The 24,986-nt window shown below is 73.3% G+C and carries 19 protein-coding genes; 14 read left to right on the top strand and 5 right to left on the bottom strand.

Annotated features, from left to right (window positions below; translation table 11 throughout):
• The first annotated feature begins 12 nt into the window (after positions 1 to 12).
• The gene (locus NP075_RS15770; RefSeq protein ID WP_227566088.1) at positions 13 to 2,475 is read left to right on the top strand and encodes a glycoside hydrolase family 95 protein; all 2,463 of its coding nucleotides are present in this window, start codon (positions 13 to 15) and stop codon (positions 2,473 to 2,475) included.
• A gap of 341 nt (positions 2,476 to 2,816) precedes the next feature.
• Here NP075_RS15770 and NP075_RS15765 read toward each other — a convergent pair whose 3' ends face one another.
• On the bottom strand, positions 2,817 to 3,848 hold the full coding sequence (locus NP075_RS15765; protein ID WP_227566090.1) for a LacI family DNA-binding transcriptional regulator: 1,032 nt from the start codon (positions 3,846 to 3,848) through the stop codon (positions 2,817 to 2,819).
• Between the two features lie 377 nt (positions 3,849 to 4,225).
• Between NP075_RS15765 and NP075_RS15760 the strand changes: the two genes are divergently transcribed.
• The 8 genes from NP075_RS15760 to NP075_RS15725 all read left to right on the top strand — a co-directional run bounded on the left by NP075_RS15760 (position 4,226) and on the right by NP075_RS15725 (position 14,200).
• Positions 4,226 to 5,275 (top strand): ABC transporter permease, encoded by a 1,050-nt coding sequence (locus NP075_RS15760; protein ID WP_227566092.1) that lies wholly within the window; start codon positions 4,226 to 4,228, stop codon positions 5,273 to 5,275.
• Positions 5,272 to 6,198 carry a carbohydrate ABC transporter permease gene (locus NP075_RS15755; protein WP_227566093.1) on the top strand — a complete coding sequence of 309 codons (927 nt, stop codon included), beginning with the start codon at positions 5,272 to 5,274 and terminating at the stop codon, positions 6,196 to 6,198. Before NP075_RS15760 ends, NP075_RS15755 begins: the two co-directional genes overlap by 4 nt.
• A gap of 105 nt (positions 6,199 to 6,303) precedes the next feature.
• Positions 6,304 to 7,965, top strand: a complete 1,662-nt coding sequence (locus NP075_RS15750; RefSeq protein ID WP_227566094.1) for an ABC transporter substrate-binding protein — start codon at positions 6,304 to 6,306, stop codon at positions 7,963 to 7,965.
• Between the two features lie 181 nt (positions 7,966 to 8,146).
• The gene (locus tag NP075_RS15745; RefSeq protein WP_227566095.1) at positions 8,147 to 9,694 is read left to right on the top strand and encodes a GH39 family glycosyl hydrolase; all 1,548 of its coding nucleotides are present in this window, start codon (positions 8,147 to 8,149) and stop codon (positions 9,692 to 9,694) included.
• Positions 9,694 to 10,380, top strand: coding sequence for a glycosyl transferase (locus NP075_RS15740; RefSeq protein ID WP_227566096.1), 687 nt, complete (start codon positions 9,694 to 9,696; stop codon positions 10,378 to 10,380). Before NP075_RS15745 ends, NP075_RS15740 begins: the two co-directional genes overlap by 1 nt.
• A gap of 28 nt (positions 10,381 to 10,408) precedes the next feature.
• Entirely contained in the window at positions 10,409 to 12,445 is a 2,037-nt protein-coding gene (locus NP075_RS15735; RefSeq protein ID WP_227566097.1) for a beta-galactosidase, read from the top strand.
• A gap of 108 nt (positions 12,446 to 12,553) precedes the next feature.
• The gene (locus NP075_RS15730) at positions 12,554 to 13,045 is read left to right on the top strand and encodes a type III secretion system chaperone family protein (protein ID WP_227566098.1); all 492 of its coding nucleotides are present in this window, start codon (positions 12,554 to 12,556) and stop codon (positions 13,043 to 13,045) included.
• Between the two features lie 114 nt (positions 13,046 to 13,159).
• A complete protein-coding gene (locus NP075_RS15725) occupies positions 13,160 to 14,200 on the top strand; it encodes an aldo/keto reductase (RefSeq protein ID WP_227566099.1) in 1,041 nt (346 codons plus the stop codon).
• Positions 14,201 to 14,259: 59 nt separating this feature from the next.
• Here NP075_RS15725 and NP075_RS15720 read toward each other — a convergent pair whose 3' ends face one another.
• On the bottom strand, positions 14,260 to 16,446 hold the full coding sequence (locus NP075_RS15720; protein ID WP_227566100.1) for an alpha-glucuronidase: 2,187 nt from the start codon (positions 16,444 to 16,446) through the stop codon (positions 14,260 to 14,262).
• Positions 16,443 to 17,678 carry a D-mannonate dehydratase ManD gene (gene manD, locus NP075_RS15715; RefSeq protein ID WP_227566106.1) on the bottom strand — a complete coding sequence of 412 codons (1,236 nt, stop codon included), beginning with the start codon at positions 17,676 to 17,678 and terminating at the stop codon, positions 16,443 to 16,445. Before manD ends, NP075_RS15720 begins: the two co-directional genes overlap by 4 nt.
• Before the next feature lie 147 nt (positions 17,679 to 17,825).
• Here manD and NP075_RS15710 point away from each other — a divergent pair, with 147 nt between their 5' ends.
• Positions 17,826 to 18,875: a LacI family DNA-binding transcriptional regulator gene (locus NP075_RS15710; protein ID WP_227566108.1), complete on the top strand. Its 1,050-nt coding sequence runs from the start codon at positions 17,826 to 17,828 to the stop codon at positions 18,873 to 18,875.
• Between the two features lie 136 nt (positions 18,876 to 19,011).
• Here NP075_RS15710 and recQ read toward each other — a convergent pair whose 3' ends face one another.
• Together recQ and NP075_RS15700 are read right to left on the bottom strand one after the other, a co-directional pair.
• Positions 19,012 to 21,138 carry a DNA helicase RecQ gene (gene recQ / locus NP075_RS15705; protein WP_372456745.1) on the bottom strand — a complete coding sequence of 709 codons (2,127 nt, stop codon included), beginning with the start codon at positions 21,136 to 21,138 and terminating at the stop codon, positions 19,012 to 19,014.
• A 61-nt stretch (positions 21,139 to 21,199) separates the two neighbouring features.
• Positions 21,200 to 22,015 (bottom strand): SDR family NAD(P)-dependent oxidoreductase, encoded by an 816-nt coding sequence (locus NP075_RS15700; RefSeq protein ID WP_227566109.1) that lies wholly within the window; start codon positions 22,013 to 22,015, stop codon positions 21,200 to 21,202.
• Positions 22,016 to 22,149: 134 nt separating this feature from the next.
• Between NP075_RS15700 and NP075_RS15695 the strand changes: the two genes are divergently transcribed.
• The 4 genes from NP075_RS15695 to NP075_RS15680 are packed head-to-tail and all read left to right on the top strand — an operon-like array spanning position 22,150 to position 24,938.
• On the top strand, positions 22,150 to 22,947 hold the full coding sequence (locus NP075_RS15695) for an SDR family NAD(P)-dependent oxidoreductase (RefSeq protein WP_227566111.1): 798 nt from the start codon (positions 22,150 to 22,152) through the stop codon (positions 22,945 to 22,947).
• Positions 22,948 to 22,981: 34 nt separating this feature from the next.
• Positions 22,982 to 23,557, top strand: coding sequence for an orotate phosphoribosyltransferase (pyrE, locus tag NP075_RS15690; RefSeq protein WP_227566113.1), 576 nt, complete (start codon positions 22,982 to 22,984; stop codon positions 23,555 to 23,557).
• 11 nt (positions 23,558 to 23,568) lie between these two features.
• The gene (locus NP075_RS15685) at positions 23,569 to 24,372 is read left to right on the top strand and encodes a type III secretion system chaperone family protein (protein ID WP_227566115.1); all 804 of its coding nucleotides are present in this window, start codon (positions 23,569 to 23,571) and stop codon (positions 24,370 to 24,372) included.
• The gene (locus NP075_RS15680) at positions 24,369 to 24,938 is read left to right on the top strand and encodes a LemA family protein (protein ID WP_227566116.1); all 570 of its coding nucleotides are present in this window, start codon (positions 24,369 to 24,371) and stop codon (positions 24,936 to 24,938) included. Before NP075_RS15685 ends, NP075_RS15680 begins: the two co-directional genes overlap by 4 nt.
• Positions 24,939 to 24,986 lie beyond the last annotated feature (48 nt).

Genomic DNA, 24,986 nt, shown 5'->3' with positions numbered 1-24,986 from the left:
TTGGGTGTGGGGGTGGTGGACGACGTGGACCAGGGCCGGGCCGACGCGCAGGTGGGTGACCCGCACGGCGGACCGCTCGTCCTGCGGCTGGACGAGCCCGCGCTCACCTGGACGGACGCCTTCCCCGTCGGCAACGGCCGGATCGGCGCGATGGTGCACGGCGGCACCGACCGCGAGCGCCTGCAGGTCAACGACGACACGTGCTGGTCCGGCGCCCCGCACGACGGCCCGCCCCGGCCCGTCGGCCCGCTGCCGGACGACGGTGCGCCGGGGGTCGTGCGCCGCGCGCGCCGCCTGCTCGACGAGGGCGACCCGCCGGCCGCCGAGGCCGAGCTCGCGCACCTGCAGAGCGGCTGGGTGCAGGCGTACCAGCCGCTGGTCGACGTGCTGCTCGACCACCCCGCGGCGGGCGGTGCGTCGGGCTACCGCCGCACGCTGGACCTGGCCACCGGCGTCGTCACGACGACGTGGCGGTCCGCGGACGACGCGCCGTGGCGGCAGGACGTGCTGGTCAGCCACCCCGACCGCGCGCTGCTGCTCGTGCGCGCGTCCGACGCGGCCCCGGTCGACGCCGACGTCCGGCTCACCACGCCCCACCCGTGGGCGGACGCGCCCTCGGTCGTGCCCGGCGCCGACGGCGTCCTGGTGGCGACCCTCGACATGCCGTCGCACGTGCTGCCCGACTGGGTGGGCGGGGCCGACCCCGTGCGGTACGGCGGCCCGGCCGTGCACGCGGCGGTCGCGCTCGCGGTGCTCGCCGACGGGGACGCCGCGTCCGTCCGGGTCGCGGACGGCGCCGTGCACGTGCGCGGCGCCCGCGCGCTGCGCGTCGTCCTGACGACGGCCACGGACCACGACGTCGCCACCGGGACCCTGCACGGCGACCGTGCCCGGGTCGCGGCCGACGCGCGGGCGGCCCTGACGCGCGCCGTCGCGGACGTCGACGGCATCACCGGGCGGCACGTCGCCGACCACGCCGCGCTCATGGGCCGCGTCGACCTGGACCTCGGTGCCGCCCTCGACCTGCCCCTCGACGCCCGGCTGGTGCGCCACGCGGCCGGCGAGCCGGACCCGCACCTCGCGACCCTGGCCTTCCAGCACGGTCGCTACCTGACCGTCGCCGGCTCACGTCCGGGGACCCTGCCGCTGAACCTGCAGGGCATCTGGAACGAGCGGGTGCGCCCGCCGTGGAGCTCGAACTACACGATCAACATCAACACCGAGATGAACTACTGGCCCACGCTCGTCGGCGACCTGGCCGAGTGCCACGAGCCGCTCCTGGCCTGGCTGGACCGGCTCGCCGTCGCGGGGCAGGGCACCGCCCGGACGTTCTACGGCGTGCGCGGCTGGGTGGCGCACCACAACTCCGACCCGTGGTGCTTCACGGGCCCGACGGGCCAGGGGCACGACTCCGCGAGCTGGTCCTCCTGGCCGCTCGGCGGCGTGTGGCTGGCGCGGCACGTCGTGGACCACCGCGACTGGACGGGCGACGACGACGCCCTGCGGCGGCACTGGCCGGTGGTGCGCGGTGCCGCGCTGGCGGCGCTCGACATGCTCGTCGAGCTGCCCGACGGCACCCTCGGCACGTCCCCGGCGACGAGCCCCGAGAACCAGTACCTGCTGCCCGACGGGCGCGCCGCGTCGGTGTCGGTGTCGACCACGTCCGACCTCGCGATGGTGCGCGACCTCCTCGAGCACGTGCGGCGCCTCACCCCCGTCGTGGGCGACCACGACGCCGACCTGCGCGACGCCGTCGAGGGGGCGCTCGAGCGGCTGCCCACCGAGCGCGTCGGCCCCGACGGTCGGCTCGCGGAGTGGCACACGGACGTCCCGGACGCCGAGCCCGCCCACCGCCACCAGTCGCACCTGTACCGCGTGTTCCCCGGGACGTCGATCGACCCCGACACCGCGCCGACGCTCGCGGCCGCCGCCGCGCGCACGCTCGACGCGCGGGGACCCGAGTCCACCGGGTGGTCGCTGGCGTGGCGCCTCGCGCTGCGGGCGCGGCTGCGCGACGCCGACGGGGTCGCGGCGCTGGTCGACGCGTTCCTGCACCCCGTGGACGCGGAGGGTGCCGCCCCGCGCGGCACGGACCTGCCGGCGCACCTGCGCGGCGGCGTCTACCGGTCCCTGCTGTGCGCGCACCCGCCGTTCCAGATCGACGGGAACCTCGGTTTCACGGCCGGCGTCGCCGAGGCCCTCGTGCAGGCGCACCACCAGGGCGCCGACGGTGTGCGCGAGGTCCACCTGCTGCCCGCCCTGCCCGCCGCCTGGCCCGACGGGCGCGTCCGGGGCCTGCGGCTGCGCGGCGGCTTGCGCCTGGCGGACCTGCGGTGGCAGGACGGACGCGTGGTGCACGCGGTCCTGGAGTCGGACCGCGCCGTCGTCGTCGACGTCCGCGAGGCCGGAGGGGCACGCCGGCAGCAGGTCACCGTCACCCCGGGCCACCCCACCCCCCTGCCCCCCCGGGGGTGAGAGGTCAATCCAGCCCCCGGGCCCACCCCCCGGGCCGCGAGAGGTCAATCCAGTCGTCCCGCCCACCCCCGGGGGGCGTGAGAGGTCAATCCAGTCTCGTCCCCCGCGCCTCCCTTGGGCGTGAGAGGTCAATCCAGTCTCGTCTCGCCCGCACGGGGGTGGGTCGGGCTGGACTGGATTGAGCTCTCGGGTACACGGGGGTGGGGCGGGCGAGACTGGATTGACTTCTCACACCCCCGGGGGGTTGGGCGGGACGACTGGATTGACTTCTCACGCCCACCCGGGGGGTGGGACGGGACGACTGGATTGACCTCTCGCGCCCGCGGGGGTGGGGGTGGGGGTCAGGCCGTGCCGGCCGGGGCGGGGGCGGTGGACTCGCGGACGACGAGCTCGGTCGCGAGGTCGATCCGCAGGTTCGCCGGACGCTGGCCGGCGGCCAGGCTGAGCACCATCTCGGTCGCGGTGCCGGCCATCTCGCGCAGCGGCTGCCGGACGGTCGTCAGCGACGGTCCGAGCCACTGGGCCAGCGGGATGTCGTCGTAGCCGACCACCGAGACGTCCTCGGGGATGGACAGGCCGAGCTCGCGCACGGCCCGCATCACGCCGAGGCTCTGGTAGTCCGAGCCGGCGAAGATGGCGGTCGGGCGGTCCGGGCGGGACAGCAGCTCCAGGCCGTGCTGGTAGCCGCCGTCGACGTGGAAGTTGCCCCAGCGCACGAGCGACGGGTCCGGGTGGATCCCCGCCTCCTCCAGCGCGCTGCGGTAGCCGTCGACGCGGGCGCGGGAGCACAGGACGTCCGACGGGCCGGCGATGACGGCGATGCGACGATGGCCCAGCGACAGCAGGTGACGGGTCGCGATGAGGCCGCCGTTCCAGTTGTTCGAGCCGACCGTGGGGACGCCCGCGGGGGGCTCGCCGAACGTGTCGACGACGACGAACGGGATCGACCGCGACTCCAGCTGGTGGCGCTGCGTGGCGTCGAGGCTGGACAGCACGAGCAGGACGCCGAGAGGGCGCCGGGCGAGGATGTCGTCGATCAGCTCCTGCTGCGGGCGGTGCGCGCCGCCGAGCTCGGAGAGCACCACGCCGACGCGCCGGGCGGCGGCGGCGTCCTCGACGCCCTTGATGACCTCCTGCGCCCACGCGTTGTCGATGTGGTGGAACACCAGGTCGATGAGGTTGGGGTCGCCCGTCCCGCGTCCGCGGCGGCGTCGGTAGCTGTGCTCCTCGAGGATCGCCTCGACGCGCGCTCGGGTGCCGGCCGCGACGTCGCTGCGTCCGTTGAGCACCTTGGACACGGTGGGGACCGAGACGCCGGCGAGGGCGGCGACCTCGGCGATCGTCACGTTGCGGCCGTCGGCGGAGGTGGCCACGGGTTCTCCTCTGACGGGCCCGTCGCGCCGCGCCGGCGCGTGCCGACCTCGCACTCCGGGGCGGGTTCGCAAGTTTCGATGTCGACGGTAGCACCCACCCCGGCCATCTGTCGGCCCCCTTCCGGCCCTTCTCGTCGACGTCCTCGGTCTCGGTTAGGTCACGCGGGTTGACGGCACCGCAAACGTTTGCCTACCGTGGCGGCCATCACCGCGGCGGGATCGTCCGCCGCCACTTTCGGCCACGAGGGCGTGGAGATCGATGCAGGCGCAGCAGCAGGACGTGCACCCGGTGCAGCCCGGTCCGGCGCGGCACGTCCACGACCATCCCCACCCGAGCGCCACCGGGGTGCTCCTGTCCCGCGAAGGGTGGTGAAGTCATGTCCACGGACGGTGTGACCGTCGCCGGCGGGGGTTCCGCGCAGGCGGCCCTCGAGCACGACCCGGCCGCCTCCGCGGTGGCCCGTACCGCCACCGCCGGCCCCGAGGGCCCGCAGAGCCGGGCGGCGCGCAAGCGTGCCGCCGGGCACAGGACGTGGCGGCGCGCGCTGCGCCGCGACTGGCAGCTCTACACGCTGCTGATCCTGCCGCTCGTCTTCTTCGTCGTGTTCCGCTACGTGCCGATGCTCGGCAACGTCATCGCGTTCCGGCGGTTCCGGCCCGGGGGCTCGATCTTCGGCGAGGAATGGGTCGGACTGCACTACGTGCGGATGTTCATCAACGACCCGACGTTCTGGCAGGTCTTCCAGAACACGCTGGTCCTCGGTGTGCTCGGCCTCGTCATCGTCTTCCCGCTGCCGATCATCCTGGCGCTCATGCTCAACGAGCTGCGCTCGCGGCGGTTCAAGCGGCTCGTCCAGACGATCTCCTACCTCCCGCACTTCATGTCGGTCGTCATCGTCGCCGGCCTGGTGTTCCAGCTCACCGCCATGCGGGGCACGATCAACCAGGCGATCACCGCGTTCGGCGGCGACGCGATCTCCTTCATGCAGCTCGCCGAGTGGTTCCGCACCATCTACGTCGGCTCGGAGATCTGGCAGACCGTCGGCTGGGGCACGATCCTCTACCTCGCCGCCCTGTCGACCGTCGACCCGCAGCTCTACGAGGCCGCCCGGATCGACGGTGCCAACCGCTGGCGCCAGACCTGGCACGTCACGCTGCCCGGCATCCGCCCCACGATGGTCGTGCTGCTCATCCTCAACATCGGGTCGTTCCTGGCGGTCGGGTTCGAGAAGATCCTGCTGCTCTACAACCCCTTGCTCTACCCGACGGCGGACGTCATCGCGACGTACCTGTACCGGGTCGGCATCGGCTCGAGCCAGTTCTCGTACGCGACGGCGATCGGCCTGTTCGAGGCGATCATCGGCCTCACCCTCGTCCTGTCGGCCAACGCGATCTCGCGTCGAGTGGTGGGAGCGTCCCTGTGGTGACCGCCGAGAACGTCACGCACCTCGACGAGCGGCTGTCGCAGTCGACCGTCCGCGCGGTCAAGGACACCCGTGCCTACACGGCGTTCCGCGTCATCAACGGCACGCTGCTGGTGATCATCGCCGCGGTCACGCTGTACCCGTTCGTCAACCTCGTCGCGCAGGCGTTCAGCTCCGAGTCGTACATCAACGCCGGCCAGGTCAACCTGTGGCCCAAGGGCTTCAACGTCACGACGTTCCAGCTCGTCATGAGTGACGCCATGTTCTGGCGCAACTACCAGAACACCGTCTACTACACGGTCGTCGCGACCCTCGTCGCGATGGTCCTCACGACGACGTTCGCCTACGCGATCTCGAAGTACAACCTCAAGGGCCGCAAGGTGTTCATCGGCATCGCCGTGTTCACCATGTTCTTCAACGGCGGCCTGATCCCCAACTACGTCCTGGTGAACGAGCTGGGCCTGCGCAACAGCGTGTGGGCGATTGCGCTGCCGAATGCCATCAGTGTGTTCAACCTGCTCGTCATGAAGTCCTTCTTCGAGAACTTCTCGACCGAGCTGGAGGAGGCCGCCGAGATCGACGGCCTGAGCACCTACGGCAAGCTCTGGCGGATCGTGCTGCCGCTGAGCAAGGCGGTCATCGCCACGATGATCCTGTTCTACGCGGTGTCGTTCTGGAACTCGTGGTTCGCCGCGTTCCTCTACATGGACCACCGCGACCTGTACCCGGTGACGGTCTACCTGCGCAACCTCATCGCCGGCGCGACGAGCGTCGACGGCGCCGCCGGGTCGGCCGAGGCCACGCAGATCGCGGCCAACGTCAAGGCGGTGACGATGCTGCTCACCGTCCTGCCGATCGTGTGCCTCTACCCGTTCGTGCAGAGGTACTTCGTGTCGGGCGTGATGCTCGGCTCCGTCAAGCAGTGAGGCCCGGCACGCAGTGAGGCCCCGGGCCGCCAGACCCCCGCTGCCCCCGGGCAGCGGTGCACTTCCCCGGATCAGGACGACGACGTTCCACCCCGAAGGAGAATGATGAGGACGACGAAGAAGCGGCCCCTCGCGCTCGCCGCGACCGCCGCGACCCTCGCGCTGGCCCTGGCGGCCTGCTCGGGAGGTGCGGAGGAAGAGACCGCCGAGACACCCGAGGCCAGCGCGCTCGGCCAGGTCGGTGCGATGGAGGACTACGAGGTCGGTACGACGTTCAAGGCCACCGAGCCGGTGAGCTTCGGGCTGATGTACCGCGACCACCCGAACTACCCGCTCAAGGACGACTGGGACATCCTCACGAAGTTCAAGGAGAACCAGAACGTCGAGTTCGAGATCCAGACCGCCCCGCTGTCGGACTGGCAGCAGGCGCAGTCGATCGCGATCGGTGCCGGCAACGCGCCCGACATCATCTCGGTGACCTACCCCGGCCAGGAGTCGGCGTTCGTCGCGGGCGGGGCGATCCTGCCCGTCAGCGACTACGTCGAGCACATGCCGAACTTCCTGGACAAGGTCGAGAAGTGGGACCTGCAGGCCGAGATCGACCGGATGCGCCAGGAGGACGGCAAGTACTACGTGCTGCCGGGTCTGCGTGAGTCGGTCCGCCCGTCGTACTCCTACGCGGTCCGCAAGGACGTGTGGGAGCAGCTCGGTCTGAGCCTCGCGCCGGAGACCTACGAGGAGTTCGCCGCCGACCTGGCGAAGGTCAAGGCCGCCTACCCCGACAAGTACCCGCTGTCCGACCGCTGGTCGGCCAACGGCCCGCTCGAGGCCAGCCTCAACGTCGCCGCCCCGAACTTCGGCACCGCCGCGGGCTGGGGCTACGGCGAGGGCACCTGGTGGGACGAGGACGCCGAGGAGTTCGTCTACACCGGCGCCATGGACGAGTACCGCGAGCTGCTCGAGTACTTCAACGGGCTCGTCGCGGACGGTCTCATGGACCCCGAGAGCCTCACCCAGGAGGACGACCAGGCCATCACGAAGTTCGCGTCCGGCCAGGCGTTCGCGCAGCTCACGAACGACCAGGAGATCCTCAAGGTCCGCACCGCGATGACCGAGACCGGCACCCCCGGTGAGGTCGCCATGATCCGGGTCCCGGGCGGCCCGGCCGGTGACATCGTCGCCGGCGGGCGCCTCATCAGCGGCGTCATGCTCGCGTCGTCGGTGGCCGAGGAGGACGACTTCCTCGCGATGCTCCAGTTCCTCGACTGGCTGTTCTACTCCGACGAGGGCCTCGAGTTCGCCAAGTGGGGCGTCGAGGGCGAGACCTACACCAAGGACGCCGACGGCAAGCGCACCCTCATGCCGGAGATCGACCAGAACGGCCTGAACCCGGGCGCGCCGAAGTTCCTCAACGTGGACTACGGCTACCACAACGGCGTGTGGATGCTCGAGCACGGCTCCTCCGACGAGCTCGACCAGTCGATGCTGCGGCCCGAGGTCGTGGAGTTCGTCCAGTCCATGTCCGACAAGGAGCTCGCTCCCGTGGCGCCGCCGGCCCCGCTCGACGAGCTCGAGCGCGAGCAGGTGTCGCTGTGGACGACGGCCCTGAAGGACCACGTCTCGCAGAACACGGCCGCCTTCATCCTCGGCCAGCGCTCGTTCGACGAGTGGGACGCGTACGTGGCCGAGCTCGAGGGCAAGAGCCTCCAGCAGTACCTCGACGTGGTGAACGGCGCGCAGCAGCGCTTCGCCGAGAAGAACGGCTGATCCACCTCGGCCCGGCCCCCTCGTCCCGCCCCGGCGGGCGAGGGGGCCGGGCTTCTCCCTGCGGTGGTGCAGCCTGTGCACCGTCGTCCCACCCCCGCTCCGCCCACGTGCGAGGGTGTTCCCGTCCGCCGCGGCGGACGCCGTCGTCGCCCCCTGTCACCGTCGCCTGGAGGTCGCACCCGTGCGCACCGTCGTCCCCGCCCAGCCCACCGGTCCGCTGCCCGACGCCTGGCGCGCGTGCGTCGGCACGGGACGCATGAACCTCGCGCTGCGCTCCGACTACCGTGACTCCCTGACGCGGGTGCAGCGGGAGATCGGCTTCCGGCACATCCGCGGCCACGGCCTGCTGTCCGACGACATGGGCGTCCTGCGCACCGACGAGATCGACGGCCGGACGCACTCGCGCTACGCCTTCAGCTACGTCGACCAGGTCCACGACTTCTTCCTGTCGGTGGGGATCCGCCCGTTCCTCGAGCTCGGGTTCATGCCCTCGCAGCTCGCCTCGGGCGACCAGACGGTGTTCTGGTGGAAGGGCAACGTCACGCCGCCGACGGACCACGCCGAGTGGGTCGCGCTCGTGCAGGCCGTGCTGCGTCACCAGATCGACCGCTACGGCATCGACGAGGTCCGGCAGTGGCCGATCGAGGTGTGGAACGAGCCCAACCTCACGGTCTTCTGGAAGGACGCCGACCAGGCGGCGTACTTCCGGCTCTACGAGGAGACGGCGCGCGCGATCAAGGACGTCGACGCGGACCTGCAGGTCGGCGGCCCGGCGATCTGCGGTGGCTCCGACGACGAGTGGTGGGCGCCCTTCACGGACTTCGTCACCAGCCGCGACGTGCCGATCGACTTCGTCAGCCGGCACGCGTACTCCTCCGGGCCGGTCCAGCGGATCCCGTTCGGCGTCTACCAGACGCAGATGCCGCCGCAGGACCTGCTGCACCAGTTCGACGCGCCGCGCCGCTACCTCGAGGGCACGAAGCTCGCCGGGCTGCCCGTGCACATCACGGAGTTCAACACCTCCTACCGGCCCGACAACCCGATCCACGACACGGCGTACAACGCGGCGTTCCTGGCCCCGGTGGTCGCGGGCGGCGGCGACGTCGTCGACTCGTTCTCCTACTGGACGTTCTGCGACGTCTTCGAGGAGGCGAACGTCCCCACGTCGTTCTTCCACGGCGGCTTCGGCATGCTCACGCACCGCCAGGTCGCCAAGCCGACCTTCCACCTCTACGCGTTCATGGCGCGCATGGGCCGTGACGTGCTCGCGCGCGGTGAGGACCACCTCGTGTGCTCCGACCCCGACGGGCGCGTCACCGTGCTGGCCTGGCAGCCGGTGGGCGGCACGGACGCCGCCGACGTGGCCGGCGAGCACCGCGTGGAGCTGTCGCTGCCGGTGCGCGGCGACGCCGCGTTCGTGCTGCGCGAGCGGGTCAACGAGCACGACGGCAACGCGTTCGGCGCCTGGCGCGAGATGGGCCGCCCGATGTCCCCGACGGCGCGCCAGCTGGACGTGCTGCACGCGTGCGCGCGCCCGGCGGTCGAGCACGACCTGCTGCGCGGCGGCGACGGACGCGTCGACCTCGACCTGGTGCTGGGGCGCCACGAGGTGACGTTCGTCGAGCTGACGCCCGTGACGCCCACGCACCACGAGGGTCTGGACGACCGCCGCCTGCTGGGCGCCGACGACGACCGTCTCGTCGCGCGGCACGAGCGCGGACGGGCGTGATGGCTCCGCGTCGGGACGACCTCGACGAGGTCGGCGCCGGACCGCTGTCGCGCGGCGCCGCCGCCGTGCTGTGGGTGCTGACCATCTGCGCGCTGGTGCTCCTCACCGGAGGGCTGCCGCTGACGCTCGTGCCGTTCCTCACCGGCGACGCCGCGAACGTGTGGCTCGTGGCGCTGCTCGTCGTGCCGATGGGCCCGGCCCTGGCCGCGGCGATGTTCACGTGGCGCCGGTTCATCGAGGAGCGGGACCTGCGCCCCGCGAGCCACTTCTTGCGTGGGTACCGGCTCAACGCGTTCGACGTGCTGCGGTGGTGGGTGCCGACGGTGGCGGCGCTGGCGGTCATCGCGTTCTCCCTGGCGCACATCGACACCGCCGGCCTGCCCGCCGGCTACGGCATCGTGCTGATCGTCATCGCCGTGGCCGTGCTCATGTGGGCCGTCCTCGCGCTGGCGCTGTCGTCGCACCTGAGCCTGCGCACGCGCGACGTGGCACGGCTGAGCGCCTACTACCTGGCGGCGAAGCCGCTGGTGGCGGTCGGCGTGCTGTCGCTGCTGGTGCTGTGCGTGGGCATCGTCCTCTTCACGTCCGACTGGGTGCTGGTGATGCTGTCCGGGCTGCTGGCGTTCGCCGTCGTGACGACCACCGAGCCGGTCGTGCGCGACGCGACCGCGCGTTTCACCGCCTGACCCGTCCCCTCGTGAGGTGCCGTCCCCCATGCCCCTGCCCGTGAGCGACCACATCCGCTACGGCGGCGACTACAACCCCGAGCAGTGGCCGGTGGAGGTGTGGGACGAGGACGAGGCCGCGTTCGACCTCGCGCACGTCACGACGCTGACCGTGGGCGTCTTCGCGTGGGCGCACACCGAGCCCGCGGAGGGTGCGTACGACTTCACGCGGCTCGACGCGATCGTGGAGCGGGTGCACGCCCAGGGCCGGTCGGTCGTCCTGGCGACACCGAGCGGCGCGATGCCGCCGTGGCTGGCCCGGGCGTACCCGGACGCGTGCCGCGTCGACCTCGAGGGCCGGCGCCACGTGTACGGGCAGCGGCACAACCACTGCCCGTCGTCGCCGGACTTCCGGCGGCTGTCGGTGGCGATGGCCGGGCGGCTGGCCGAGCGTTACGGCGACCACCCGGCCGTCGTGGCGTGGCACGTCGGCAACGAGTACGGCGGCGCCTGCTACTGCGACCTGTGCGCGGCGGGGTTCCGGGAGTGGCTGCGGGCGCGCTACGGCACGCTCGAGCGGCTCAACGACGCGTGGAACACGCTGTTCTGGTCGCACGTCTTCGGCGACTGGGACGAGGTCGTGCCGCCGTCGATGCTCTCCGAGCACTGGCGCGGGCCGAACCACACGGCGTTCCAGGGCATCACGCTGGACTACCGCCGGTACATGTCCGACCGGCTCCGCGAGGGCTACGTCGCCGAGAAGGCCGCGATCCGCGCGCACGTCCCGGCCACGCCGGTCACCACCAACTTCATGGGGTTCTTCCAGCCCGTCGACTACCACCGCTGGGCCGACGACCTCGACTTCGTGTCGTGGGACAACTACCCGCCGCTGCCCGACGACCCGCTGCGCACCGCCGCCCGCATGGCCGCCACGCACGCGGCGATGCGGGGGATCAAGGGCGGGCAGCCGTTCTGGGTCATGGAGCAGACGCCGTCCATCACGGCCTCGCGCGACGTCAACCCCGTCAAGCGGCCGGGCGTGCTCGCGCTGTGGACGTGGCAGTCGGTGGCGCACGGCGCAGACGCGACCCTGTACTTCCAGATGCGGCAGTCGAAGGGGGCGTGCGAGAAGTACCACGGCGCGCTGATCGACCACTCCGGCCGCACGGACACGCGCGTGTTCCGGGAGGCGGCGGCGCTCGGGTCCGCCCTGGCGACGACCGGGCCGGCTCTGCTGGGCGCCCGCACGCCCGCGCGCGTCGCGCTGCTGCTCGACTGGGACTCGTGGTGGGCGGTCGAGATGACCGACGGGTACAACCGGCACGTGTCGTACCTGCAGACGCTGCTGCAGTACCACCGGGCGCTGTGGTCGGCCAACGCCGAGGTCGACGTCGTGCCCGTGACCACCGACCTGGCGGGGTACGACGTGGTCGTCGCGCCGCTGCTGCACCTGCTCAAGGGCGACGTCGTGGCGCGGCTCACCGCGCACGTCGAGCGCGGGGGGTCGCTGGTCACGACGTTCTACGGCGGCCGGGTCGACGAGGACGACAACGCGTACCTCGGCGTCCCGCCGCTCGACCCGCTGCTCGGCACCCGCGTGGAGGAGACGGACTCGGGGGTCCCCGGCGCGGCCAACCCCGTGACCCTCGTGCTCGACGGCGTGGCGACGACGCACGACGCGACGCTCGTCCTCGAGCTGCTGGCCGTCGACGAGGGGACCGAGGTCGTCGGCAGGTACGGGGCCGAGTTCTACGCCGGCGGCGCGGCCGTGACCCGCGCGCGTCGGGGCGACGGGGCCGCGTGGCACGTCGCGACGGGGCTCGACGACGAGGGCGTCGCGCGGGTCCTGCGGCACGTGCTGGCCGGGCACGGGCTGGTCGGGCCGCACGCCGACGACGAGGGCGTCGAGGTCACCCGCCGCGTCGCACCCGACGGCACGACGTACGCGTTCGTGCTCCACCACGGCTCGGCGCCCGTGACGGTGACCGCGCAGGTGGCGGGGGAGGACCTGCTGACCGGTCGCACGCTCGAGGTGGGGGAGGCGCTGACGCTCGGCGCGGCGGAGGTGCTGGTCCTGCGGACCTGACGCCGCGGCGACGTGCGGGTGTGGCTAGGCTCTGCGGACGGGTCGAGGGCGACGCCACCGGGGCGCCGCCGGCGACGTGGCCCGCGCACCGCACCGACCGGGGAGATCATGGCCTTCTTCAGCAACGACACGTCCGTCCCCACGCCCCCGGCGCTGGGGCCGCTCACCCGGGACCGCGTCACCGCGGCCCTCGACGCACGGAACCTCGGGTACGGCATCGACGAGGACGGCGACGTCGGCGGGTACTGGGACGGCCACCTCTTCTACTTCTTCCTCATGGGCCCGGGCGACAAGTCGCTGCAGGTCCGCGGGCGCTGGAACCGGCAGGTCGGCGTGGACCAGCTGCCTCAGGTGGCCGCCCTGGTCAACGAGTGGAACTCCACGCACCTGTGGCCCAAGGCGTACGTGCGGTCCGAGGACGGCGTGGTCGGCGTGTACGGCGAGCACACGGTCGACTACGCGCACGGGCTCAGCGACGAGCAGGTCGACCAGCACCTCGCGTGCGGCATCGCCACCGCGCTGCAGCTCTTCGACCACCTCGACGAGGCGTACCCGGCCGAGGCGGCGGCGGCGAAGGCGGAGCAGGAGCAGGAGGGCTGAGCGCGGGTGTCACGGGACGAGCAGCGCGACGGCGCGTGGCGTCCGGGCGGTCGTCGGGGAAGGTCGTCCACGCCGAGGTCGTAGCCTGGGGCAACCCTTCGACGAGGAGCCCGCATGCCCGCGCTCGACCCGTACCGCGCCGCCGACGACCGGTACGCCACCATGCCCTACCGCCGCACGGGCCGCTCCGGCCTCGACCTGCCCGCGCTGTCGCTGGGCCTGTGGCACAACTTCGGTGACCTGACGCCGTTGGCCACGCAGCGCGACGTGCTGCGGCGCGCGTTCGACCTGGGGATCACGCACCTCGACCTGGCGAACAACTACGGTCCGCAGCCGGGCGCGGCGGAGGAGAACCTCGGGCGGCACCTCGCCGCGGACCTGCGTCCGTACCGTGACGAGCTCGTCATCTCCACCAAGGCGGGCTACGACATGTGGTCGGGGCCGTACCAGGACGGCGGCTCGCGCAAGTACCTGCTGTCCTCCCTCGACGCGTCGCTGCGCCGCATGGGCCTGGAGTACGTCGACGTCTTCTACCACCACCGCCCGGACCCCTCGACGCCGCTCGAGGAGACCATGGGCGCCCTCGCCCAGGCGGTGCGCAGCGGCAAGGCGCTGTACGTCGGCGTCTCCAACTACTCGCCGGCGCAGACGCGTGAGGCGCACGCGGTGCTCGCCGGGATGGGCGTGCCGCTGCTCCTCCACCAGCCGCGCTACTCGATGTTCGACCGTCACGTCGAGAACGTCGGCCCGGGGCAGCACGAGTCGCTGCTCGACGTGGTCGGCGACCTGGGCGTCGGGACCATCGTGTTCTCGCCGCTGGCGCAGGGGCTGCTGACCGACAAGTACCTGGGCGGGCAGGCGCCGGCCGGGTCGCGGGCGGCCGGGGCGAGCCCGTTCCTGTCGCAGGGCGCGCTCTCGGAGACGTACCTGACGCGCGCGCGTGCGCTGAACGAGATCGCGGCGGGCCGTGGGCAGACGCTCGCGCAGCTCGCGCTGTCGTGGGTCCTGCGCGACGAGCGCGTCACGTCCGCGCTGGTCGGTGCGAGCTCGGTGCCCCAGCTGGAGGACAACGTCGCGGCCCTCGCGGCCCCGCCCTTCACGGACGACGAGCTGGCCGCCATCGACGCCCACGCGGTCGACGGCACCGGCCGCTGACGCATTGTGCCGGAGTGTGCAGCGTCGGGGACGCATATGGTCCCCGACGCTGCACACTCTCAGTAGATCGGCCGCCCGCTCGCGTCGGGGACGCCCGACTTGCGGAAGAAGTACGAGCGGAGCTGGTCGCGCCACTCGGTGGCCGAGCGCACCTGCTCGGTCAGCCGTTCGGCGACGCGCGCGTGCAGGCGGTCGTCGACGAGGCCGCGCAGCGCGCCCCAGGCGGGCACCCACGACTCGACGACGTCGACCGCGTCGGCGCGCGTGTCGTAGATGTGCTGGATGACGGTCGTGCCGCTGTGCAGGACGTGCGTGTACGGCACGTGGTGGAAGAACAGCAGCAGCTCGTCCGGGCACGTGGCCAGGTCCTCGTACGTCTCGCGCCACGGCGAGGGGTACTGCCCGGCGTAGCCGGTCCCGGTCGCCACCGTGCGGTCGACGCCGATGCCGTCGCGGTCCGCGAAGTGGTACGTGCCCCACTTCGAGTACTCGTACCCGTCCACGTTCGGCCCGTAGTGCATGCGCCCCGGGTCGACCATGAAGCCGACGCCCAACGGTGCCGTGTACGCCTCGTACGTCAGCCACGAGCCGTCCATGAGCGTGTGCAGCGTCTCGCGCACGCGCGGGTCGGCGCCGGGGAACGTCAGGCCGATCCACTCGTCGAGCAGCCCGATCGGGTCCGCCTCCGGGTCCCACGCGAGCCGCCCGTACGCGTAGAGGTTGGCCTGCGCCAGCGGGTGGCCCGTCCAGAACTCGTCGTCCCCGACGTTGGACACCGCGGTGACGCCGCCGGCCGGCAGGTCCCCGGACGGCGTGCCCCGCCGGCCCGGCAGCCCCGAGACGAGCGCGGCGACGTCCCGCGTCGCGTCCTCGGCCAGCGGGAACGTGAGCACCTGCGACCACAGCGGGCCCAGGTAGCACACGTGCTTCTGGTGGCCCGTGTACTCCTGCGTGACCTGCAGCTCGACGGCCAGGCGCGTGCGGGGCATCGCGGCCAGCACGGGCGAGATCGGCTCCCGTGTCTGGAAGTCGATCGGTCCGTACTTGACCTGCAGCACGACGTTCTCGTCGAACCGGCCGTCCAGGGGTGCGAAGTGGTCGTACGCGGCCCGGGCGCGGTCGGTGCGCCGGTCGCGCCAGTCCTGCTCGTGGTTGTAGACGAACGCCCGCCAGAACACCGTGCCGCCGTGCGGGCGCAGCGCGCGGGCCAGCAGGTTCGCGCCGTCGGCATGGTCCCGGCCGTACGCGAACGGGCCGGGCTGCCCCTCGGAGTCCGCCTTGACGACGAACCCGCCGAAGTCGGGGATCGTCGCGTACACGCGGTCCGCGGCGGCGGCCCACCACGCCTGCACGTCGGGGTCGGCGGGGTCCGACGTCGGCAGGCCACCGAGGACGACGGGCGACGCGAACGACACCGACAGGTACGTCCGCACCCCGTGGGGCCGGAAGAGGTCGGCGACGCGCGCGACGTCGGCCAGCCCGTCGGTGAGCAGCCGCGCCTCGGTGCGGTGCACGTTGACGTTGTTGATCGCGACCGCGTTGATCCCGATCGACCCGAGCAGCCGCGCGTAGTCGGCCACCCGCGACAGGTCCTCGCGCACGCGGCCGTCGGCGTAGAAGATCGAGCCGCCCGCGTACCCGCGCTCGACCTGCCCCATGACGGGGTGGACGTCGATGTTGTCCCAGTGGTCGAGCATCCGGACCGGGGCGACGGGCAGGTCGCGCACCGGCGGGGCGTCGTCACCGAACGCGTCCTCGCCGAGCCGCACCACGTCGTGCAGGCCGTAGAGCAGGCCCGTCGCGGCACCGCCGACGACCACGGTGGTGCCGTCGGCGTGGGCACGGACGAACATGTCAGGGCTGAGGCCCAGGGCCCCGTCGGCGGCGACGAGCGCGCCGTCGGTGGCCACGGCCACCAGGGCGTCGTTGGGGTGCGGCGGCTGCGGGGCGCGCTCCGGGGCCTGTCGGGCCGCCGCGCTGTCGCGTGCGGCGGCACGCGACGCCACGAGCAGCACGAGGTCGTGCGACCTGACGGACGCGGCGTCGGGCAGCACCTCGCCGGGCGCGAGGACGGTGAGCGACCCGCCGTGCGCGGCGGTGGCCCGGCGGACCTCGTCGACGACGGTCGCGCCGACCGGGCCCGCGTCGGGGCCGACGGCCACGAGCACGCGTCGGGAACCGAGCGGTGCGAACGCGGCGTCCGGCAGCCACGCGGGGTGGACGTGGGGCGTGTCGGTGGCGCTCACCAGTCGTGCACCGTGCCGTCCTTGAGCCGGTTGAACGGCAGGTAGGCCGCCTGGTACGGGTGGCGCGAGGCCGCCTCGTCGTCGTAGGTGACGCCCAGGCCGGGCTCGTGGCCCGGGTGCAGGTAGCCGTCGGCGAACGTGAACGACGTGCGGAAGACCTCGTCCGTGGTGGCGGAGTGCTTCATGTACTCCTGGATGCCGAAGTTGTGGATCGCGAGGTCCAGGTGCAGCGCCGCGGCCATGCCGACGGGGGAGATGTCGGTGGGGCCGTGGATGCCGGACTTGATCTGGTACTGCGCCGCGAAGTCGAGGATGCGACGCAGCGCCGTGATGCCACCGGTGTGCGTGACCGCCGAGCGCACGTAGTCGATGAGCTGCTCGCGGATGAGGGTCTGGTAGTCCCAGACCGTGTTGAAGACCTCGCCGATCGCGAGCGGCGTCACGGTGTGCTGCCGCACCAGGCGCAGCGCGTCCTGGTTCTCCGCCGGCGTGCAGTCCTCCAGCCAGAACAGGTCGTACGGCTCGAGGTCCTTGCCCAGGCGCGCGGCCTGGATGGGCGTCATGCGGTGGTGGCCGTCGTGCAGCAGCGGCAGCTCGGGGCCGAACTCGTTGCGCACGGCCTCGAACACCCGCGGGATGTGGCGCAGGTAGGCCCGGGTGTCCCAGTCCTCCTCGGCCGGCAGGGGCGCGCGCTGGGCGGGCTCGTAGTCGTAGCGTCCCGACGACGACGGCTGTGCCGCGACGCCGTAGACGGCGTCGACGCCGGGCACGGAGGTCTGGACCCGGATGGACCGGAAGCCCTCGTCGAGGTGCTGGCGGATCGAGTCGAAGAGCTCGGGCAGGTCACGGCCCGACGCGTGGCCGTACGCCATGATCCCGCTGCGTGAGGCGCCGCCGAGCAGCTGGTAGAGCGGCATGCCGGCGAGCTTGGCCTTGATGTCCCACAGCGCGACGTCGACGGCGGCGATCGCGGCCATGGTCACGGGCCCGCGGCGCCAGTACGCGCTGCGGTAGAGGAACTGCCAGGTGTCCTCGATCGTGTGCGCGTCCCGGCCGTGCAGCAGCGGCACGACGTGGTCGGTGAGGTAGCTGGCGACGGCCAGCTCGCGGCCGTTGAGAGTCGCGTCGCCGAGTCCCTCCACCCCGTCCTCGGTGACGAGGCGTAACGTTACAAAATTGCGACCGGGGCTGGACACCAGCACCTCGGCCGTGCGAATCGCAGTGCCGGACATCGTGGGATGCTCCTTCCGCCGCCCTGCGACGTCGCGAGGGGGCACTGGTGAGACTAGGCAGGGACACGGTAGGCTGGCAATCGTTTGCCAGCAAGATTGGCCCGCGCATCGTCGCGCAGGGTCGTGACGAGCCGACCGGGAGGGTGCATGGCCGTCAGGCGGCAACCCACGTTGCGTGATGTCGCAGCGGCTGCAGGGGTCGCGGTGTCGACCGCCTCACGGGCGCTCACGCGGCCCGGGCGCGTGAACGCCGACACGGCGGACCGCGTCGTCGCGGTCGCCAAGGAGCTCGGGTACATCCCGAGCGCGTCGGCGCGCGCCCTGCTGTCCGGCCGGACCGCGACGGTCGCGCTCGTTCTGCCCGACGTCACCAACCCGTTCTTCTTCGGCCTCGTGCGCGGTACCGGCGCACGGCTGCGCGAGTCGGGCTACGTGCAGGTGCTCGCCGACACCGAGGAGTCCGCGGAGGTCGAGGCCGACACCCTGCGCAAGCTGCGCGGGCAGGTCGACGGCGCCGTGCTCGCCGCCTCCCGCCTCTCCGACGAGCAGATCGCCGCCGCAGCGGCCGACCTCGCGCTCGTCGTGGTCAACCGGACCATCCCCGGCACGCCGGGCGTGCTGCTCGACACCGCGGGCGGCATGGTCCGGGCGCTCGAGCACCTCGCCTCCCTGGGCCACCGGCGCGTCGCGTACGCGTCCGGCCCCGCGACCTCCTGGTCCGACGGGCGTCGCCGTGAGGCGCTCCTGCCCGCCGCGGCCCGCCTCGGTGTCGAGCTGGTCGTCGTGGGCCCGTACGCGCCCGTGCGCCAGGCGGGCGCGCAGGCCGCCGACGCGGCGCTGGCCGCCGGTGCCACGGCCGTCGTCGCGTTCAACGACCTGCTGGCGTTCGGCGTGCTGGAACGGCTCGACGCGCTCGGCGTCCCCGTGCCCGAGCGCATGAGCGTCATCGGCTGCGACGACATCTTCGGGGCCGACCTCGTGCGTCCCGCGCTGACGACGGTCGAGTCACCCGTCGAGCGCGCCGGGCGCATGGCCGCCGACCTGCTGCTCGCGCGGCTCGAGGGCGACCAGACGGACGACGAGCCCACCGGTGCGGACCTCGACGACGAGCCGCTCGCGCACCCGCGCGACGCGGCGGACCCGGTGCTGCTGCCCACGCACCTGGTGGTCAGGTCGTCGACGGGCGCAGCGGGCTGAGGGCGGGAGCCGACGACGACCACGGTCGTCGCGCAGCGCCGTCACCGCGTCCTGGAGCGCCGGCGCGCCGCCGGTGCGCCCGCCGGCGCGGTCCAGCACCTCGTCCCGCGTCGGAAGGGCGGCCTCCTCGACGCCCTCACCCCTCGGCACCGGCGTCCGGCGAACCACCCAGCGTCGCCAGGACGCCCTCGGCGTACCGGTCCAGCTTCGCCGCACCGATGCCGCTGATCGACCCGAGCTCGGCGCGCGTCGTCGGGCGGCGCGTCGCGATCTCGCGCAGCGTCGCGTCGTGGAAGACGACGTACGCGGGCACGCCCTGCTCCTTGGCGGTGGCCGCACGCCACGCGCGCAGCGCCTCGAACAGCCCTGCGTCGTCGCCGCTCAGGTCGGCCGCGGCGGCGGGCGTCCGGCTCGAGCCGCGCCGCTCGCGGGTGGCGCGGCCCGTGCGCTCGGGCTCCCGGCGCAGCCGCACCTCGCGCTCGCCGCGCAGCACGTCGGCGGACGCCGGCAGGAGCCGGATCGTGCCGTAGCCGTCCGCGTCGACGCCCAGCAGCTCGGCGGCCAGCAGCTGGCGGACGACGCCGCGCCACTCGCCGTCGGACAGGTCCTGCCCGATGCCGAACGTCGAGAGCTGGTCGTGGCCCAGCTGCTGCACGCGTGGTGTGACCTTGCCGCGCAGGATGTCCACCAGGTGCCCCACGCCGTACCGCTGGCCGCGCTGGTCGAGGCGCACCACGGTCGACAGCAGCTTCTGCGCCGCCACCGTGCCGTCCCACGACTGCGGCGGCTCGAGGCACGTGTCGCAGTTGCCGCACGGCCCGTCCGACTCCTGGCCGAAGTAGGCGAGCAGCTGCACGCGCCGGCAGTGAGGCGTCTCGCACAGCGCGAGCATCGCGTCGAGGTGCTGCGTGAGGCGGCGCCGGTGCGCGGCGTCGCCCTCGGACGTGTCGATCATGCGCCGCTGCTGGACCACGTCGGCCAGCCCGTACGCGAGCCACGCCGTGGACGGCAGCCCGTCGCGGCCCGCGCGGCCCGTCTCCTGGTAGTACCCCTCGACGGACTTCGGCAGGTCCAGGTGCGCGACGAACCGCACGTCGGGCTTGTCGATGCCCATCCCGAACGCGATGGTCGCGACCATGACGACGCCGTCGTCGCGCAGGAAGCGCGACTGGTTCGCCGCGCGCACCCGGCGGTCGAGCCCGGCGTGGTACGGCAGGGCGTCGATGCCCTCCTTGCGCAGGGCCGCGGCCGTCTGCTCGACGGACGCGCGCGACAGGCAGTACACGATGCCCGCGTCGCCCTCGTGCTCGGTGCGCAGCAGGTGCAGCAGCTGGGCGCGCGGGTTGTCCTTGGGGACGATGCGATAGCGGATGTTGGGCCGGTCGAAGCTCGCGACGAACTGCGCCGCGTCGGTCAGCTGCAGGCGCTCGCAGATCTCGCGGTGCGTCGCGTGCGTCGCGGTCGCGGTGAGCGCGACGCGCGGCACGTCGGGCCAGCGCTCGTGCAGGAGCGACAGGGCCAGGTAGTCGGGGCGGAAGTCGTGGCCCCACTGCGACACGCAGTGGGCCTCGTCGATCGCGAACAGCGCGACGTGGCCGCGGTCCAGCAGGTCGAGGGTCTCCGGCACGCGCAGCCGCTCGGGAGCGAGGTAGAGCAGGTCCAGCTCGCCGGCGAGGAACGCGTCCTCCACCGCCCGGCGCTGGTCCCGCTCCTGCGTGGAGTTGAGGAACCCGGCGCGCACGCCCAGGGCGGACAGCGCGTCGACCTGGTCCTGCATGAGCGCGATGAGCGGGGACACCACGACACCCGTGCCCTCGCGGACCAGCGCGGGCACCTGGTAGCACAGCGACTTGCCGCCACCGGTGGGCATGAGGACGACGGCGTCACCGCCGGCGACCACCGTGTCGACGATCGCGGCCTGGTCGCCGCGGAACGCGTCGTACCCCCAGACGCGGTGCAGCACCTCGGACGGGGTGCCGTGCGACGGGGCCGGCACGCCGGCGGCCGTGCTGCGCGGCGCGCCGGGGCGGCGGGCGCTCGTGCGGCCGCGCTCCGGCGGCACGTCGCCCCACGTCCCGGAGCCGGGCACCCCGGCGTCCCACACGTCGGGTGGCGGGGCGTCGTCCGGTGGCGGGGGAGCGTCGTCCCACCACGGCTCCGCGGGGACGTCGTCCCAGGTGGGGGCGGCCGCCGGCGGCGCGTCGTCGGAGGCGGCGGCCGACCGTCGTCGACGGGTCTCGGGAACGGCGGGGTCCGGCTGCACGCGCCTACCCTACGAGCCGCCGGCGTCACCTCGCGGGCGGGGCTGTGGACGGATGGTCCGCTCAGCGCTCCGGGGCGGGGCCCCGCTCCAGCGGCTCGACGAACCGCGCCTGCACGGCCGCCCCGGCGCCGTCGCTCAGGAGCGCGCCGGCGGCCGCCTGCCCACGGGCGCGCAGCGAGCGCACGACGACCTTCTCGTCACCGGCGAGCAGGCCCTCGACGGCCTGACGGGCGACGTCCGCGGGGTCGTCCTTGCCGCCGTGCGCCACGCGGGTGTCCTCCATGCCGGCCCGCTCGAAGAAGTCCGTGTCCGTGGGCCCGGGCAGCAGGGCGGTCACGGTGACGCCCGTGTCCCGCAGCTCGTAGCGCAGCGCCTGCGCGAACGACAGGTCGAACGCCTTGGACGCGGCGTACGTCGCGTAGTACGGCCCGGGCATGAGCGCGCCCACGGACGACGTGATCAGCACGCGCCCGGCCCCGCGCGCGACCATCGCCGGGACCAGCGCCTTGGCGAGGCGCACCGGCGCGACGACGTCGAGCGCGATCGTCGCGAGGTCGTCCTCCAGCGGCACGTCGAGGAACGCGCCGCCGGCGCCCCGCCCCGCGTTGAGCACGAGCACGTCCAGCGGCCGGCCGGTGCCCACGACGTCGGTGACGAGCGCGTCGACGCCTGCCGCCTGCGTGAGGTCCGCACGCACCGCGCGCACCGCGCGACCGTGCTGCGTCAGGCCGTCGGCGACGAGGCTCAGCTGCTCGTCCTCCGCCGTGACGACCAGGTCGTGGCCGAGCTCCGCGAGCCGCGTCGCGATCTCCAGGCCGATACCGCTGGACGCTCCCGTCACGAGTGCGAGCGGTGCGGGCACGAGGGTCGAGTCCATGGGCCACCTCCGTGTCGGGGTCGGTCTGCCCACGGTACGGGCGGGCCCGCGCGGGGGCACCCGCTGCGCAACCGGGTGAGTCCCGAGGGCCGACGACGCGACGCGACGGCCGCCCGCTACGTAGGGTGGCGGCCATGGGAACAGCACTCGTCACCGGCGCGAGCGCCGGACTCGGTCTGGAGTTCGCCTGGCAGCTCGCCACGGCGCGGCACGACGTCGTCCTGGTCGCACGCGACGAGCAGCGCCTGACGCGCCTCGCGGGCCAGCTGGAGGCGGCCGCCGGCATCCACGCCGAGGTGCTGGCCGCGGACCTGACCGACACGTCCGACGTCGAGCGCGTGGCCGCGCGGTTGCGTGCCGACGAGCGCCCGGTCGGTCTGCTGGTCAACAACGCCGGCCTCGGCCTCAACCAGCGGTTCGTCGACGGCGACCTGGCCGCCGAGGAGCGCGCGCTCGACCTCATGGTCCGCACCCCCATGGTCCTGTCGCACGCCGCGGCGGGCGCGATGGTCGCCCGCGGTCGCGGTGCGATCCTCAACGTCGGCTCGGTCGCCGGGCTCATCGCGACCGGCACGTACTCGGCGCACAAGGCGTGGGTGCGGGTCTTCACCGAGGCGCTCGCGGTCGAGCTCAAGGGCACCGGCGTGACGGCGACGGTCGTGTGCCCCGGGTTCACCCGCACCGAGTTCCACGAGCGCGGCCGCATCGACACGCGCCACTACCCGGAGCTGGGCTGGCTCGACGCCGAGGACGTCGTCGCGGCGGCGCTCGCGGACGTGCGCCGCGGTGTCGTCATCTCGACGCCGAGCCTGCGGTACAAGGCCGCCTCGGCGCTGCTGCGCCTCGCGCCGCGCTCCGCGGTGCGGGCGTACGGCGGGTACCGCCGCGCGCTGAAGGACGAGGCGGACGAGGGACGGACCGGCGCCTCCTGACCGGGCCGGTGCGCCGGCCGGTAACCTCGGGGCCGTGACCGACGCCCCCGGCGCAACGCCGCGTGACCAGCTCATCGCCCTCGTCCGTGACCTCGCCGTCGTGCACGGCAGGGTCACGCTCTCGTCCGGCAAGGAGGCCGACTACTACGTCGACCTGCGGCGTGTGACGCTGCACCACCGCGCCGCGCCGCTCATCGGCCACCTCCTGCTCGACCTGCTGGAGGAGGTCGGGCTCGGCACGGCGGAGATCGACGCGGTCGGCGGCCTGACGCTCGGTGCCGACCCCGTCGCGACCGCGCTGCTGCACGCGGCGGCGTCGCGCGGGCAGGACCTCGACGCGTTCGTCGTGCGCAAGGAGGCCAAGGCGCACGGCATGCAGCGCCGCATCGAGGGCCCCGACGTCGCCGGACGGCGTGTCGTCGTCGTCGAGGACACGTCGACCACCGGCGGCTCGCCCGTCACGGCGGTGCAGGCGGTGCGGGAGGCCGGTGGCGAGGTCGTGGGCGTCGCGACCATCGTCGACCGCGGCACCGGCGCCCGCGAGGTCATCGAGGCCCTCGGGGTGCCGTACCACCACCTGTTCGACCTGGCCGACCTCGGCCTGGCCTGAGCGGCGGAGGCGTGCACCGCGCGCTGAGGTACGGCGTCGTCGTCGTCGCGGCGCTGGTCGGGTTCCGGCTGGCGATGTCGTGGCTCGGGACGGACCACCCGGGCATCGGCGTGTTCGCGGTGGGTGCCGTGGTCGTCGTGGTCGCGGGCGTGGCGGGGCGGTGGCTGGCCGAGCGACGCCGCCAGCAGCTCGTGGCGTGGGCGCAGCAGACGGGCTGGACGTACTCGCGACGCGACCCCGGGCTCGGGCTGGCGACCGTGCACAGCCGTCCCCCGTTCGCGCAGGGCCGGAGCCGCACCGTCGAGGACGTGCTCACGGGCACGTACGAAGGGATGCGGGCCGTGTCGTTCACCTACGGGTGGACGACCGGCAGCGGTGACGAGCGGCGCGAGCACGAGGTGCACGTCGTCGGCGTCGCGCTGCCCGCGTACCTGCCCGTCCTCGAGGTCACCCCCGAGGGCGTCGGCGCCCGGCTCGCCAAGGCGTTCGGGGCGCGCGACCTGCAGCTCGAGTCCGCCGCGTTCAACGCCGCGTACCGCGTGGACGCCCCCGACGCGCGCACCGCCCACGCGATCCTGCACCCGCGCACCCTGGAGCGGCTGCTGCGGCCCGACGCGCTCGGGCTGTCGTGGCGCATCGAGGGCACCTGGCTCCTCTCGTGGGAGGGGGGCGCCACCGACGCGGCGCGCATCGCGCCGCGGCTCGGTGTCCTGGCGGGGATCGTGCGGGGCGTCCCGCGGCACGTGTGGCAGGACCACGGCCACGACCCGGCGACTACGATCGCTGCACACCCCGAATCCAAGGAGTCCTCGTGACCGGTGGCACCATCGCCCTCGTCGTCGTGATCGCCGTCGTCGTCATCGTCCTGCTGTGGGCGGTCTCCCAGTACAACGGGTTCGTCCGGCTGCGGAACCTCGTGCAGGAGTCGTGGCGGCAGATCGACGTCGAGCTGCACCGCCGGCACGACCTGATCCCCAACCTCGTCGAGACCGTCAAGGGCTACGCCGCCCACGAGCGCGGCGTGTTCGACGAGGTCACACGCGCGCGTGCCGCGGCAGCCGGACCGGGCGCGGGCCCGGCGGAGCAGGCGGCGCAGGAGAACGCGCTCAACGCGGCCCTCGGCCGGCTGCTCGCCGTCGCGGAGAACTACCCGGTGCTGCGTGCCAGCGAGAACTTCCAGCAGCTGCAGGCCGAGCTGGCGAACACCGAGGACCGCGTCGCCGCGGGCCGCCGGTTCTACAACGCCAACGTGCGCGAGCTCAACACCAAGGTCGAGACGTTCCCGGCCAACGTCATCGCCAAGATGTTCGGCTTCACCCGCGCCGAGTACTTCGAGGTCGACGACCCGCAGGTGCGCCAGGCGCCCTCCGTCAGCTTCTGACGCGCCACCCCCGACGCCCGGCCTCCTCACAGGAGGCCGGGCGTCGGC

Origin of the sequence: Cellulomonas wangsupingiae (assembly GCF_024508275.1) — a bacterium.
Classification (GTDB): domain Bacteria; phylum Actinomycetota; class Actinomycetes; order Actinomycetales; family Cellulomonadaceae; genus Cellulomonas; species Cellulomonas wangsupingiae.
The sequence above is the reverse complement of the archived record's forward strand: the minus strand, read 5'-3'. Positions and strand labels throughout refer to the sequence as shown.